Source organism: Bradyrhizobium sp. Unk1, from assembly GCF_059512345.1.
Genome location: NZ_JCAMOP010000003.1, coordinates 15,284 through 29,455 on the forward strand (window position 1 = coordinate 15,284; position 14,172 = coordinate 29,455).

Consider the following 14,172-nt stretch of genomic DNA (forward strand, 5'->3'; position numbering starts at 1 on the left):
CATTATGCGCGTAGCCCGGATGGAGCGAAGCGCAATCCGGGAATCTAGCGGCTGGACGAGAGGCCCCGGATTTCGCTTCGCTCCATCCGCGCTACAAGATCAACCCTTGTCGCTCTCGAGCCGGAAGATCTGCGAGCCTTCGCTGCCCGACAGCAGGCCCGTGTCCGTGTAGAGCTTCAGCTTGGTGCGCGTGTCGGCGATGTCGAGATTGCGCATGGTGAGCTGACCGATGCGATCGGCCGGCGTGAATGCCGCGTCCTCCACCTTCTCCATGCTGAGCCGTTCCGGCGCATAGGTCAGGTTCGGACTCTCGGTGTTGAGGATCGAATAGTCGTTGCCGCGGCGCAGCTCCAGCGTCACCTCGCCGGTGACGGCGCGCGCGACCCAGCGCTGCGCGGTCTCGCGCAGCATCAGGGCCTGCGAATCGAACCAGCGGCCCTGATAGAGCAGGCGACCGAGGCGCATGCCGCTGATGCGGTATTGCTCGATAGTATCCTCGTTATGGATGCCGGTGACGAGGCGCTCATAGGCGATGTGCAGCAGCGCCATCCCGGGCGCCTCGTAGATACCGCGGCTCTTTGCCTCGATGATGCGGTTCTCGATCTGGTCGCTCATGCCGAGTCCGTGGCGGCCGCCGATCGCATTGGCTTCGAGGAACAATGCGACGGGATCGCTGAAGGTCTGGCCGTTCAGCGCAGTCGGCTGGCCTTCCTCGAAACGCACCACGACCTTCCCGGCCTTGACGTTGCAGTCGTCACGCCAGAACGGCACACCCATGATCGGGTTGACGATCTTGATGCCGCTGTCGAGGCTTTCGAGATCCTTCGCTTCGTGCGTGGCGCCGAGCAGGTTGCTGTCGGTCGAGTACGCCTTCTCCGCGCTCATCTTGTAGGCGAAGCCCTGCGCCGTCATGAACGCCGACATCTCGGCGCGACCGCCGAGCTCGTCGATGAATTGCTGGTCGAGCCAGGGCTTGTAGATGCGCAGGCTCGGATTGGTGAGCAGGCCGTAGCGGTAGAAGCGCTCGATGTCGTTGCCCTTGAAGGTCGAGCCGTCGCCCCAGATGTTGACGCCGTCTTCCTTCATCGCCGCGACCAGCATCGTGCCGGTGACGGCGCGCCCGAGCGGCGTGGTGTTGAAATAGGTGATGCCGCCGGTCGAGATGTGGAAGGCGCCCGACTGGATCGCGGCGATGCCTTCGTGGACGAGCTGCGTGCGGCAGTCGACGAGCACCGCCTTCTCGGCACCGAACGCCTCGGCCTTGCGCGGGATCTCGTTGTAGTCGGCTTCATCGGGCTGGCCGAGATTGGCCGTGTAGGCGTAGCAGCGCGCGCCCTTCTGCTTCATCCAGAGCAGCGCCGCGCTGGTATCCAGACCGCCCGAAAACGCGATGCCGACTTTCTCACCCTTGGGCAGGCTTTTCAGGATCGTGGTCATGGGGCTTCCAATCGGGTCTCAAGGGGCTGATGGCGTTTGTGGGTTGACCGCGCGAATATCAAATTTCGCACGCCTCGGCACGCATTTAATGCCTCAAATCGACGGCTCGGGGCCCGTCTTGCGGCCGAACAGGCGCTGGCGGAGCCGGTAGGCGGGCATGTTCAGCCGGGTCAGGGCGGCATCGACCGCCTCGTCCGAGAACCGGGTCCGCGGCCAGCGGTAAATCAGCGCGTAGGCGAACCAGATCACGACGAAGGTGACGAGGCCGGCGATCGAGACATCGGTGAAGAAGTGGCCGCCGAAGGCCATCCGCAGCCCGCTGGTGACCATGCCGAACACAACCGCACCGGCATAGGCGAGCGGTCGCCATGCCGGCGGCGCCAGCGCAGCCGGCGCCAGCGTCCAGAACGCGGTCGCGCCCTCGCCCGAGAAGAACGAGCAGTTGCGGGCGCAATCGCCGCGCGGATCCCACCACGGCACGAATTGCTGGTCGCCGGCAAACTCAGTCACCACCACCGGACGCGGCCGGCCCCAGTAGGTCTTGAAGGTGAGATTGGTGAGGATGCCCGCCGACAGCGTCAATGTCACCAGCAGGAAGATGATCGCGCGCCCCGACACCATCAAGGGACGGTCGGGCCGGACCATCTTGGCCACGAGCGCCACGAGCGACGGCAGCGCGAATGCCCAGGCGATCCACATTGCGGCGTCACGCGCAACGCCGGCCCAGCCGACCAGCTTGAGCGGAAATGTCTTCGTCTCGGGGTCAAAGAACAGCGCGGCGAGCTTGAGATCGAGTTCGGGATAGAGGCCGAAAACGACGCCGATCACGAGCCACAGCGCCAGGCCGATAAAGAGTCCAGTCCGGTTCATGGCGCGCGGTTTAGCGGAGTGGGGCGGGGATGGAAACCCCGTGCGAGATGCCCCATCCTCCCCTGGAGGGGAGGATCGGGTCGCATGCAGCGAAGCGAAATGCGAACCGAGGTGGGGTGAAGCCGAGCAAACGGTACATCCACCAACGTCCCGCGCGTAGGTCGACAAAAATGGGACACCACCATCCGGGATAGTCTGTCACCCCGCCCCGCTCGCGCGACGCGCGATCGACCCTCCCCCTCCAGGGACCCTCCAGGGGAGGGTAAAATCACCGCGCATCCGGCCGCGAATTCGACGGCAGCGGCGGAGGCGGCTTGTGCGGGGGCGGCGGATTGCGCCAGGCGCCGGCGTTGCGGCCGGCGATCAGCCAGTAGACCACGCCGGAGACGATGCCCGCGCCGGTCATGATCTCCAGATGCCGCCGCACGATGCCTTCGAACTGGAGCGTATCGGAGTGAAAGGGAATGAGGCCGAGATAGCAGGCGAGACCGACAAGGCCACCGCCAACGGCATAGGCCAGTGCGCTGCGGATGTAGAGCGCTTCGGTGATCGCGACGATCACCGCGGCCGGAACCAGCGCAAAGCCCGAGACGAAGATGAAGCCGAAGCCGAGCAGGATGTCGATCGCGCCCTGATCGACGGGACCGGCGCCGAGATCGGCGAATTCCGGAAACAGCAGCGCGACGACGACGATCATCCCGCCGACGAAGCAGGCGGCGAGAAAGCCGATGAAGATGACGATGAGGCGGCCGATCAGGGACATGCCAAAAATGCCAACTCAGCCGTCATTGCGAGGAGCCACCCGGTCCCGCCTCCGGCGGGCCGGATGACAGGCTCCGCGACGAAGCCATCCAGACTGTCTCAACGGAAAGATTCTGGATTGCTTCGCTGCGCTCGCAATGACGAGGATGCGAGAGCGCGAGCATGATCCATCAATCCGTCATCGCCATGGCGCGCAGCGCCTGACGTTCGCGGGCCGAGAGCTTCTCGGTCTCCGATTTGAGCTGGCCGCAGGCGGCGAGGATGTCGCGGCCGCGCGGGGTGCGCACCGGCGAGGAGTAGCCGGCGTTGAAGATGTATTCGGAGAATTTTTCGATCTGGTCCCAGTCCGAACATTCATAGGCCGTGCCGGGCCAGGGATTGAACGGGATCAGGTTGATCTTGGCGTGAATGCCCTTGAGCAGCTTCACCAGCAGCTTTGCATCATCGAGCGAATCGTTGACGCCCTTGAGCATCACATATTCGAAGGTGATGCGGCGTGCATTCGAGGCGCCGGGATAGTCGCGGCAGGCCTGCAGCAGTTCCTTGATCGGATATTTGCGGTTGAGCGGCACCAGCTCGTTGCGCAGCTCGTCGCGCACCGCATGCAGCGAGATCGCGAGCATGACGCCGATCTCGTCGCCCGCGCGCACGATGTTCGGCACCACGCCCGAGGTCGACAGCGTGATGCGGCGACGGGAGATGCCGATGCCTTCATTGTCGCCGACGATCAGCAGCGCGTCGCGCACCGCGTCGAAATTGTAGAGCGGCTCGCCCATGCCCATCATCACGATGTTGGTGACGCGGCGCGTGCCGTCCTCGCGATCGGCCCAGTCATTGAGGCGGTCGCGCGCCACCATCACCTGTCCGACGATCTCGCCGGCGGTGAGGTTGCGCACCAGCCGCTGCGTGCCGGTGTGACAGAAGGAGCAGTTCAGCGTGCAGCCGACCTGGGAAGAGACGCAAAGCGTGCCGCGATCGGTCTCGGGGATGTAGACGCACTCGACTTCATGCGCACGCTCGACATTGTCGCCGCTCGGCAGCCGCAGCAGCCATTTGCGGGTGCCGTCGTTGGAGATCTGCTCGGCCACGACTTCGGGACGGTCGACCGTAAAATGCTGCGCGAGCTCGGCGCGAATGCCCTTCGAGATCGACGTCATATCGTCGAAGCTTTGGGCGCCACGGAAATAGAGCCAGTGCCACAGCTGCTGGACGCGCATCTTGCGCTGCGCGGGCGCAACGCCGATCTCGCCGAGGCGGTCGGCAAGCTCGCTGCGCGACAGGCCGATCAGCGAGGGCCTGGCCGGCGGCACATAGGTTTCGAGCGGTGTCTTCTCCACCAGTATCGCGTTGTGCGGCTCGGTCGTCGGTTGCATCGATAGGCCTAATTGCTGGGTCGTTCCGGGGCAGCTCGAAGACCTGAACCTGGAACCTCAAGATTCCGGGTTCGCGCTTCGCGCGCCCCGGAATGACGAAAGAAAATCTGGAACCGGCCCTATATAGCAACCGGAACGGCCGATTGCGACCTTCTCGCCCGCAGCCTTAACGCCTGCAATCCTGGGCGATCCGGTCGAGCGCCTGGGCGAGGCCCTTCAGCGAAAACGTATCGGTCGTCTCTGTTCCCTTGGCCGAGACACCCTTGACCACGAGATCGGCGGATTTGCGCATGGCCTCGACCATCCGCTCTTCTTCGGCCGCGTTCTTGATCCAGAGGCCGTCGCCCTGCGTGTACATCGCGAAGGCGGCGCCGCCGACCTCGACCGAGGATTCCGAGCCCGGCTTCAGCGCATAGCCGATCATGACCGAGACTTCGTTGTTCACCTTTTCGGCCGGCCGGGTCGAAACGAAGGCATAGGCGGGATCGCGCGGGCGGTTCGGCGGGTTGGTCTTCGACGACGACGGTTTGGCCAGCGCGAAGCAAACCTTCTTGCCGTTCGGTGTGGCCGAATAGGCGCCCCAGGTGCCGAACTGGCCAATCAGGGTCGGCTCCGCGCCGCCCGCAACCGCGGCGGCTGGAGTCACCGGCTTGCTCTCGGGCTTTGCTACTGTCTTTGCAGCCGGATTGGCCGCCGGTGCAGCCGCCTTCGGCGCGGCTTTGGGCGCCGGTTGCGCGGTCTGCGCCCGCGCGGAATCGGTGATTCCCACGGCCATAACGCCCGTCATCAAGGCTAAAATCAGCACCCGCCACATGCTGGAGTGGTTCCCTCAATATTGTGACTGGAAGATGGCCCGGCCGCGCTTTGTCCCCCGGCAGGGATAACCGGGAAAGTCCAATTTGGGAAGGCAGTTAGCGGCTCAGCCTTTGGATCGCGCAGCGCGCTGCTCGGCCCATTGTGCGTCGGTCCAGCGCAACAAATCCTCGGCGCCGGAGCTGCGCAAATGCGCGCCACCGTCGATCACGACCATCTCGCCATTGATGTAACCGGCACGGTCCGAGACCAGGAAGCTGGCGAGGTCGGCGAGCTCACCGTGCTCGCCGGTGCGCCCCATCGGGTTGCGGGCGGTCCAGCCTTCGTCGCGGCCTTCGGGACGGAGCTGCCCCGAGGCGCCCGCGGTCGGGAACGGGCCCGGGGCGATCGCGACGGTGCGGACGCCCTTCGGACCCCACTCGACCGCGAGACTCCTGGTCATCGCCAGCACCGCCGACTTCGCCATCGCCGACGGAACCGTGAAGGCGCGGCCGGTGATGGTCGAGGTCGAGAGGATCGACAGCACGACACCGCCATGCTTGCCGTCGATCCAGCGCTTGCCGGCGGCGAGCGTGCAATACATCGCGCCATGCAGCGTCGGCGCGAGGATCGCGTCGGCAGCGCGAAACGACAGATGCTCGCTCTGCGCGATGAAGGTTGCGGCAGCGTTGTTGACGAGAATATCGAGCGGCGCCTCGCGCCAGATCGCGTCCATCATGCTCTCGACGGCCGCGCCGTCGCGAATATCGCAAGCCATCGTCGTGACCTTGCCGCCGGTCTGCGCGCGCATCTCGCTCGCCGTCGCTTCCAGCCGGTCGAGCTTGCGGCCGCAGATCACGAGCTCGGCGCCGAGCGCGAGGAAGCGGCGTCCCATCGCGGCGCCGAGGCCGGAGCCGCCGCCGGTGACGAGGATGCGCTTGTCCCTGAGCAGCCCTGTTTCAAACATCGTTTGAATCCTCTTTCCACGTAAGCCGTCATTGCGCGGAGCGAAGCGACGAAGCAATCCAGACTATTTCCGCGGGACGGGCTCTGGATTGCTTCGCTTCGCTCGCAATGACGAGGATAAGCCGGCGCGTAGCGTCAGACAAAGAATCCGGATTGTCGCCCGTGCCTAAATCCGGCAAAACCCGATCAACTATAATTCCGCTCGAAACGCCCAGTGCTTACTTCTCAAGAAGGTGCCGCCATGAAAGCCATCCTCTGCTCGCAATATTGCCAACCCGACGATCTCGTGCTTGCCGACGTGCCGGATCCGGTGGCAGGTCCCGGCGAAGCGGTGATCGCGATCAAGGCGGCGGCGCTGAACTTCTTCGACATCCTGATGATTCAGGGCAAGTACCAGATCAAGCCGCCGTTCCCGTTCTCGCCCGCCGCTGAAGTCGCCGGCGTGATCGAGAGCATCGGTCCCGGCGTGACTGATCTGAAGGTCGGCGATCGCGTCGTCGCCTCTTGCGGCCACAATGGCGCGCGCGAAAAGATCGCGCTGCCGGCGGCATCGATCGTCAAGATTCCCGACAATCTCGACTATGACCGCGCGGCCGGCATCATCATCATCTACGGCACCGCGCTGCATGCGCTGGAAGACCGCGCGAGCCCAAAGCCGGGCGAGACGCTCGCGGTGCTGGGCGCAGCCGGCGGCACCGGCTTGGCTGCCTGCGAGCTCGGCAAGCTGATGGGCCTGAAGGTGATCGCCTGCGCCTCGTCGGATGAGAAGCTCGAATTCGCGAAAGCGCACGGCGCCGAGCTGACACTCAACTACGGCAAGGAAGATCTGAAGGAAGGCTTGCGAAAACTCACCGGCGGCAAGGGCGTGGACATCATCTTCGATCCCGTGGGTGGCGCCTATGCCGAGCAGGCACTGCGCTCGATCGCCTGGGAAGGCCGCTTCCTGGTCATCGGTTTTGCCGCCGGCGACATTCCGAAGATGCCGCTGAACCTCGCGCTGCTGAAGGGCTGCGACATCCGTGGCGTGTTCTGGGGCGCATGGACCCGGCTCAACCCGGCCAAGAACCGCGCCAATCTCGAGAAGCTCGTGAAGTGGACCGCGGAAGGAAAGATTTCCTCGCATGTCGACCGCACCTTCCCGCTGGCACAAACCGCCGACGCGCTGAAGGTTCTGGCGGGACGCCAGGCCATGGGCAAGGTGATCCTGCATCCATGATCATGTGAGCGGCAGCGCTTGCCTGCCACACGCACCCGCCACATATGCGACAGTCGTCGCCCGCCTTCTGCGCAATTGCGTACTGAGGCGGGCGGCCCAGATGTCAGAGACGCCAGAGATTTGAGCCGAGACGCTGCGGCCCACTGGATGCCCCGGGGTTAAAGCCAGCGGAGTCTGGGAAAACCTTCCTCAACCATCACCGCCAAAATCGTGGTGCATTCCCCGGCTCCGCCTCAATCAAACCCAAATATTTCCTGATTCGCGCAAACCGTTGTCGTTTTTTGGGCTGATTCCCACTGCGTTTTACGGGTTCCATTTGCGGGACACTTTGGACAAAAGCAAGAAGACTTAAGCCGAATTGCCCCTGCGTTGCGTTAGTAATGGGGAGCATGACCATGGAGACGACGGCGCATCGCCCGTCGAAGGAGTCGAAGGCGTTCGACTCTGATCGAGCCACATCACATCCGCCGACCGCATCCTTCATCCGTGCGCGCGCCGCGCGGGCCGATCTTTCGCAGGACGATCCGATTCCACTCTTCCTGTCCGATCCGCTCGGTGCGCCGGACCCGCGCGAATATGCGCCCATTGAGGTGCGCTCCAGAATTGTGCCGCGTGTTCTCGCGGCGGTTCTGACGGCATCCACCGTGGCAGTTCTGGTCACACTGTTTCAGTCCGACTTTCGCGGCCTCTTGGCCGCCAATGCCGGTAGCTGGATGAGCATCGCATCGGAGCAGGCAATGGCGTCCGCCAGCGTGCCGGCCGTACCGCAGACCCCGCAAAGGGATCCGGACCGCGTGATCAACACGAGGCTGGCGAGCGCCGACACGCAGGGTCTCCCTGCACCGTCAACGCCGAGCCGCGAAGCGATCGCGACCGCCTATCAGACGGCGCTGCAAGCCCAGGCACCCGCGCCCGCACCCGTCGCGGCGCCGCCGGCGCCCCCTCCGCCCGCCAAGACGCTCGCCAAGACGCTCGATGCCGACACGCTGGCCGGGCTGATGACACGCGCGAAGAGCCTGTTGAGGATCGGGGATATTGTTGCAGCCCGCCTGCTGCTCGAGCGCTCGGCCAATGCACAGGATGCAGAGGCCGCGTTTCTGCTGGCGCAGACCTATGACCCGGCCGTGCTGGGCACCAGCGACGCGCGGAGCATCGCCGGCGACGCGACCGTCGCGCGCGACTGGTACCAGAAGGCCGCGGCACTCGGGTCGGCGGAGGCGCGGCAGCGCCTCGCTCAGCTTCAGAACTAGAACTTTTTAGAGGGTATCATGCGTAACGCTTTGGGAATGGCGGTTGCCGCCATCATGACGATCTGTGCCTTCGCGGCACGCGCCGAGCAGACCGAATACGATCCGGCCAAGGTCTCGGACAGCCTGAAGGCCATCTTCCAGTTCGGCTCGACCTCGACCAAGCAGTCGCTGAACGCCAATACGGTCACGCTGATCACCGGCACGATCGGCGGCACCTACGTGCAGTTCGGCGCCGACCTCGCCTCCGTGCTCGACGACGGCAACAAGATCCGCGTGCTGCCAATCGTCGGCCGCGGCTCGGTGCAGAGCGTCGCCGACATTCTGTTCCTGCAAGGCGTCGATCTCGGCATCGTACGGGCGGATACGCTCGACTATCTCGAGCGCAAGGGCTTTGCCAAGGACATCAAGAAGCAGTTCACCTATGTGACCAAGCTCTACAATGAAGAGATGCAGGTGATCGCACCGAAATCGGTCGCGACGCTCAAGGACCTCGAAGGCAAGACCGTCAGCGTCGACCTGCCGAACGGCGGTACCTTCGTCACCGCGCTCACCGTGTTCGAACGGCTCGGGATCAAGGCGAACTTCGTCTATGTCGAGCAGCGCATCGCGATGGAGAAGCTGAAAGCCGGCGAGATCGACGCCGTCATCGTGGTCGGCGGCAAGCCGTACAAGTCAGTGTCGACCTTCAGCAATGACGGCCGCTTCCACCTCGCGGGGGTCGACTATGCAAAGCCGCTCCAGAGCGACTATCTGCCGGCGACGCTGACCGCCAAGGACTATCCGAACCTGATCAAGGAAGGCGATAACGTGGACACCATCGCGGTGCCGGCGGTGCTCGCGGCCTACAACTGGGCGCCCAACACCGACCGTTACCGTAAGCTTGCGCTGTTCGTGGATGCGTTCTTCACGAAATTCCCGACCCTGCAGAACCCGCCTTTCCATCCCAAGTGGAAGGAAGTCTCGCTCCCGGCACCTCTGACGGGCTGGAACAGATTGCCGGTGGCGCAGCAATGGCTCGACAAGCACGGCGTCGAACCGGTGACCCGGCAGCGCTTCGAGGCGTTCCTCAAGCAGAACCCCGCGGCCCAGAAGGTGTCGGACGCAGACAGGGAAGCGCTGTTCAAGCAATTCCAGGCGTGGGACGCGGGGAACGCGCGGGCGGAGAAGAAGTAACGAGCGGCATTGCGGCCGATGGTGTCGCAAGCGGCACCCACACACTCGCTGTCATCGCCCGGCTTGAGCGGGCGATCCAGTACTCCGTGACGTCAGTGATTGAATCGAGAGGCCGCGGCGTACTGGATTCCCCGCCTGCCGCCTACGCTAAAGCTTCGGCGGCCCTGGACCGCAACCCCGGCGAAGCCTTGGCGTAGCCGGGTCGCGGGGAATGACAGCGGTACGCTCGGCCTACGCTCCTATACCTCATCCACCCCGCGCTTCAGCACGGCGCGGGCGGCTTCGCGGTGCTCCGTCGTGATGTGGCCGGCGACCATACGGATGGCGGTGGCGAGCACGGCGGCGTCATCAGTGAAGCCGAGGATCGGCATCACGTCGGGAACGAAATCGAACGGCAGGATGAAATAGGCGATCGCCCCGAGCAGCGACGCCTGGACATGGCGCGGCGTCTGCCGGTCGAACGCACAATAATAGGCCGCGAGCAGGTCTTCCGCGAACGGCAATTGCGCGGCGACACGCTTCAGCTTGCGCCAGAAACGGCGGCGCACGCTCTCATGATCCTCCGCGAGCCGATCGGCCGGCTCGAAGCCGATGCTGTGTTCGGCAGCCATGTTCGACAAACTCCCCGTTCAGCCAGGGCCGGCAGATGGCCGCATCTCCTGCTGATCACAACATGGGGATGCAGCCGATCCTCGCAAGATGTCAGGTAGCTGTCAGCTTGGCGATCGTGTTCATCGTCCTGGCGAGCTCGATGTCGAGCTTGGTGACGCCGCCGGCGTCATGGGTCGCCAGCACCACCTCCACCGTCTTGTAGACGTTGCGCCATTCGGGGTGGTGATCCATTTTCTCGGCAACCAGCGCCGCGCGGGTCATGAACCCGAACGCCTCGTTGAAATCCTTGAAGACAAAGGTCTTCCCGATGGCGTCGCGGCCCTGAACCTCGGTCCAGCCCGGTATGGCGCCCAGTGCCTGCTTGCGTGCTTCCGCCGTCAGCCGCTCTGCCATGATCGCCTCCATTTTCAGGGGAACTTTACCCTAACACCGTGCATATGGCCCTGGTTCAGACCGGATTTCGTCCATCCGCTAACCATGACGGAGATGTAACCCCTCGGGACAAGAAATTTGCTATGATTGCGGGTGTAAATCGCCGGCCAAAATGAAACTGAGCCTCAAGCGCCTGTTTGGGAGATCGATGACCGGGGGATTGGACCTGGCCGAAGCGCCCACCCCGCCTTCGCCGCGATCAGCGGCGCGGAGGACGGCGCTCGTATCTCTGGCGCTGGTGCTTGCGATCATCGGCGCGCTCGTCGGCGGCTACTATTTTGCGATGCGGCCGGTGACGCTGAAGATCGCGGTCGGTCCGGCCAATAGCGACGACCTCAAGGTCGTGCAGGCGCTGACGCAGGCATTCGCGCAGCACAAGAGCTATGTGCGGCTACGCCCGATCCAGACCGACGGCGCCACCGCCAGCGCCGATGCGCTCGCGGAAAACAAGGCCGATCTCGCCATCGTGCGCGGCGACGTCGACGTGCCGAAGAACGCGCAAGCCGTCGCGACCCTGCGCAAGAACGTCGTGGTGCTGTGGTCCGTGCCCGGCAAAGGCAAGAAGAAGGGCGCGAAGATCACCAAGATCGCGCAGCTCGCCGGCCATCGCGTCGGGGTGATCGGCCGAACCCAGGCCAACGTCAATTTGCTCAAGGTGATCCTCCAGCAATACGGCGTCGATCCCGCCAAGGTCGAGGTCATACAGTTCCCGGCCAATGAAGCCGCCGAGGCGATCAAGGCCCAGAAGGCCGATGCCTATCTCGCAGCCGGCCCCGTCAACAGCAAGATCACGTCGGATGCGATCGCGGCTTCCGCCAAGGACAGCGGCACGCCGACCTTCCTCGCGATCGATTCCGCGGACGCGATCGCGCAAAACCATCCCGTCTACGAAGCAGCGGAGATTCCCGCCGGCACCTATGGCGGCTCCCCCGATCGCCCCGATGACGAGGTCAAGACCATCAGCTTCTCGCACCACATCGTGGCGCGCAAAGGTGTGTCCGACACCACCATCGCGGCGTTCACGCGCCAGCTCTTCGCCGTGCGCCAGCAACTGGTGGCGGAATTCCCGATGGCGGCGAAGATCGAGACGCCCGACACCGACAAGGATGCGGTGATCCCCGTGCATCCGGGCGCCGCCGCCTTTGTCGACGGCGAGGAAAAGACCTTCCTCGACAAATACAGCGATTACATCTGGTGGACCCTGATGGCGCTCTCGGCGATGGGCTCGCTCGGCGCCTGGTTCGCGGGCTACCTCAAGAAGGACGAGCGCGACAACAACAGCCATTTGCGCGACCGCCTGTTCGACATGATCGCGGCGGCGCGCAAGAGCGAGACGACCGAAGAGCTCGACCAGATGCAAACCGAGGCTGACGAAATCTTGCGCGACACGCTACGCTGCTTCGATCACGGCGCCATCGAAGAGGGCGGGCTCACCGCCATCAACATCGTGCTCGATCAGTTCCACGCCGCCGTCGCCGATCGCAAGGCCGTGCTGTTTGCCATGCCGCAAAGCCTGCAGCGCGCAGGCGCGCAATTCAGGGCCGCCGGCAACGCCTAAACGCTTGCCGCGTTATTGCTGCGTCATACTGTCTCAGTATAGCTTTCGCTGTCATTCCGGAGCGCGCGCAGCGCGAATCCGGAATCTCGAGATTCCGGGTCCGGTCCTTCGGACCGTCCCGGAATGACGACGCGAGATGCGCACGAGACAAAAGGCGAAGCCGCCATGAACATCAAATTCTCCCGCCGCCGCTTCCTCACCACCGGCGCCGGTGCGCTCGGCGCGATCGCGATGCCCCATCTTTCGCGCGCGGCCGACCGGCCGGCGGTTACGCATGGCGTGCAGTCCGGCGACGTCACGGTCGACGGTGGCGTGGTCTGGGCGCGCACTGACCGGCCATCGCAGATGCTGGTCGAGGTGGCCACGACCGAGTCCTTCAAGGACGCCCGCGCGCTGCCGCCGATCGCGGCGCTGCCGGAGAGCGACTTCACCGCGAAGATGCTGATCGAGAACCTGCCGGGCGGACAGGACATCTTCTATCGCGTCCGCTTTCGCGACCTCTCACACAGCGCGATCGAGGGCGAAGCTGTCATCGGCCGCTTCCGCACTGCGCCCGCCGACCGTCGCGACGTCAGCTTCGTCTGGGGCGGCGACGTCGCAGGGCAAGGCTGGGGCATCAATCCCGATGATGGCGGCATGTTCACCTTCTCCGCGATGCGCAAGCATCGCCCGGATTTCTTCCTGCATTCCGGCGACACGATCTATGCCGACGGTCCGATCGAATCCGAAGTGAAGCTCACCGACGGCAAGATCTGGAAGAACGTCACCATCCCCGAAAAGGCCAAGGTCGCGGAGACGCTGGACGAGTACCGCGCCGCGCACAAATACAATCTCACCGACGACAACGTCCGCGCCTTCAATGCCGAAGTGCCGATCTTCGTGCAGTGGGACGACCATGAGGTGACCAACAACTGGTCGCTGTCGAAGGAGTTGCCGGCGTCCTACAAGGTGCGCGACATCTCGCTGCTGGCGGCCCGCGCCGGCCGCGCCTTCCACGAGATGTATCCGATGCGGGAGAGCATCGTTGAGCCGGGCCGGGTCTATCGCCAGATCTCCTATGGCCCGCATCTCGACGTGTTCGTGCTCGACGAGCGCAGCTATCGCGGCCCGAACGGCGCCAATCTCGAAGCCGCTTACGGGCCCGCCAGCTACTTCCTCGGCCCGGACCAGATCGCCTGGCTCAAGCGCGGCCTCCTCAACTCGCGCGCCACATGGAAAGTGATCGCCTCCGACATGCCGCTCAGCCTCGTCGTCTCGGACACGCCGAAGGGCGGATCGGAAGCCATTGCGCAGGGCGACGGCCCGGTGCGCGGCCGCGAGTTCGAGATCGCCGACATTCTGCGCTTCATCAAGATGGCGCCGATCAACAACACGGTGTGGCTGACCGCGGACGTGCACTACGCCGCCGCGCATTATTACGATCCGAACAAGGCGCAATTCCAGGAGTTCGAGCCGTTCTGGGAATTCGTGTCGGGCCCGCTGCATGCGGGCACCTTTGGTCCAAATGCGCTCGACAACACCTTTGGACCGGAGGTGCGCTTCGTCAAAGCGCCGGGCAAGGACAACCAGAATCTGCCGCCGTCCGCGGGCATGCAATTCTTCGGTCACGTCAAGATCGACGGCGCATCCGGCCAGATGATGGTGACCTTGCGCGACCGCGCCGACGTCCCGCTGTGGTCGACCACGCTCGATCCGAAATTTGCCTGAAGCCCGGAGAACGCCGACGGGCGA

The 14,172-nt window shown here is 64.4% G+C and carries 13 protein-coding genes; 5 read left to right on the forward strand and 8 right to left on the reverse strand.

Translation table 11 applies throughout. From position 1 onward, the window contains the following. Positions 1-99: 99 nt before the first annotated feature. The 6 genes from argG to AC5ZFO_RS04260 form a co-directional block, all read right to left on the reverse strand. Positions 100-1,437: an argininosuccinate synthase gene (argG, locus tag AC5ZFO_RS04235; RefSeq protein WP_496121478.1), complete on the reverse strand. Its 1,338-nt coding sequence runs from the start codon at positions 1,435-1,437 to the stop codon at positions 100-102. Positions 1,438-1,530: 93 nt separating this feature from the next. After that, a complete protein-coding gene (locus AC5ZFO_RS04240) occupies positions 1,531-2,307 on the reverse strand; it encodes a phosphatase PAP2 family protein (RefSeq protein ID WP_282521829.1) in 777 nt (258 codons plus the stop codon). Positions 2,308-2,575: 268 nt separating this feature from the next. After that, positions 2,576-3,070, reverse strand: coding sequence for a hypothetical protein (locus AC5ZFO_RS04245; RefSeq protein WP_282521828.1), 495 nt, complete (start codon positions 3,068-3,070; stop codon positions 2,576-2,578). Between the two features lie 169 nt (positions 3,071-3,239). Further along, positions 3,240-4,442, reverse strand: a complete 1,203-nt coding sequence (gene rlmN / locus AC5ZFO_RS04250; RefSeq protein WP_071908693.1) for a dual-specificity RNA methyltransferase RlmN — start codon at positions 4,440-4,442, stop codon at positions 3,240-3,242. Between the two features lie 166 nt (positions 4,443-4,608). Beyond that, positions 4,609-5,256, reverse strand: coding sequence for an invasion associated locus B family protein (locus AC5ZFO_RS04255; protein ID WP_496121480.1), 648 nt, complete (start codon positions 5,254-5,256; stop codon positions 4,609-4,611). 105 nt (positions 5,257-5,361) lie between these two features. Beyond that, positions 5,362-6,201, reverse strand: a complete 840-nt coding sequence (locus tag AC5ZFO_RS04260; protein WP_282521826.1) for an SDR family oxidoreductase — start codon at positions 6,199-6,201, stop codon at positions 5,362-5,364. 240 nt (positions 6,202-6,441) lie between these two features. Between AC5ZFO_RS04260 and AC5ZFO_RS04265 the strand changes: the two genes are divergently transcribed. From AC5ZFO_RS04265 to AC5ZFO_RS04275, 3 genes are all read left to right on the forward strand, one after another. Continuing rightward, positions 6,442-7,416, forward strand: coding sequence for an NADPH:quinone oxidoreductase family protein (locus AC5ZFO_RS04265; RefSeq protein WP_014490699.1), 975 nt, complete (start codon positions 6,442-6,444; stop codon positions 7,414-7,416). 395 nt (positions 7,417-7,811) lie between these two features. Further along, entirely contained in the window at positions 7,812-8,666 is an 855-nt protein-coding gene (locus AC5ZFO_RS04270) for a hypothetical protein (RefSeq protein ID WP_496121483.1), read from the forward strand. A gap of 18 nt (positions 8,667-8,684) precedes the next feature. After that, entirely contained in the window at positions 8,685-9,839 is a 1,155-nt protein-coding gene (locus tag AC5ZFO_RS04275; RefSeq protein WP_282521824.1) for a TAXI family TRAP transporter solute-binding subunit, read from the forward strand. Between the two features lie 239 nt (positions 9,840-10,078). On the opposite strand, the gene AC5ZFO_RS04280 is transcribed toward AC5ZFO_RS04275, so the two are convergent. Further along, positions 10,079-10,450, reverse strand: coding sequence for a YkvA family protein (locus tag AC5ZFO_RS04280; RefSeq protein ID WP_282521823.1), 372 nt, complete (start codon positions 10,448-10,450; stop codon positions 10,079-10,081). A gap of 91 nt (positions 10,451-10,541) precedes the next feature. Next, positions 10,542-10,844 carry a 4a-hydroxytetrahydrobiopterin dehydratase gene (locus AC5ZFO_RS04285; protein WP_282521822.1) on the reverse strand — a complete coding sequence of 101 codons (303 nt, stop codon included), beginning with the start codon at positions 10,842-10,844 and terminating at the stop codon, positions 10,542-10,544. A 151-nt stretch (positions 10,845-10,995) separates the two neighbouring features. Between AC5ZFO_RS04285 and AC5ZFO_RS04290 the strand changes: the two genes are divergently transcribed. Both AC5ZFO_RS04290 and AC5ZFO_RS04295 read left to right on the forward strand, forming a co-directional pair. Then, positions 10,996-12,441, forward strand: a complete 1,446-nt coding sequence (locus AC5ZFO_RS04290; protein WP_282521821.1) for a TAXI family TRAP transporter solute-binding subunit — start codon at positions 10,996-10,998, stop codon at positions 12,439-12,441. A gap of 165 nt (positions 12,442-12,606) precedes the next feature. Next, positions 12,607-14,148 carry an alkaline phosphatase D family protein gene (locus AC5ZFO_RS04295; RefSeq protein ID WP_282521820.1) on the forward strand — a complete coding sequence of 514 codons (1,542 nt, stop codon included), beginning with the start codon at positions 12,607-12,609 and terminating at the stop codon, positions 14,146-14,148. The last annotated feature ends 24 nt before the right edge of the window (positions 14,149-14,172 follow it).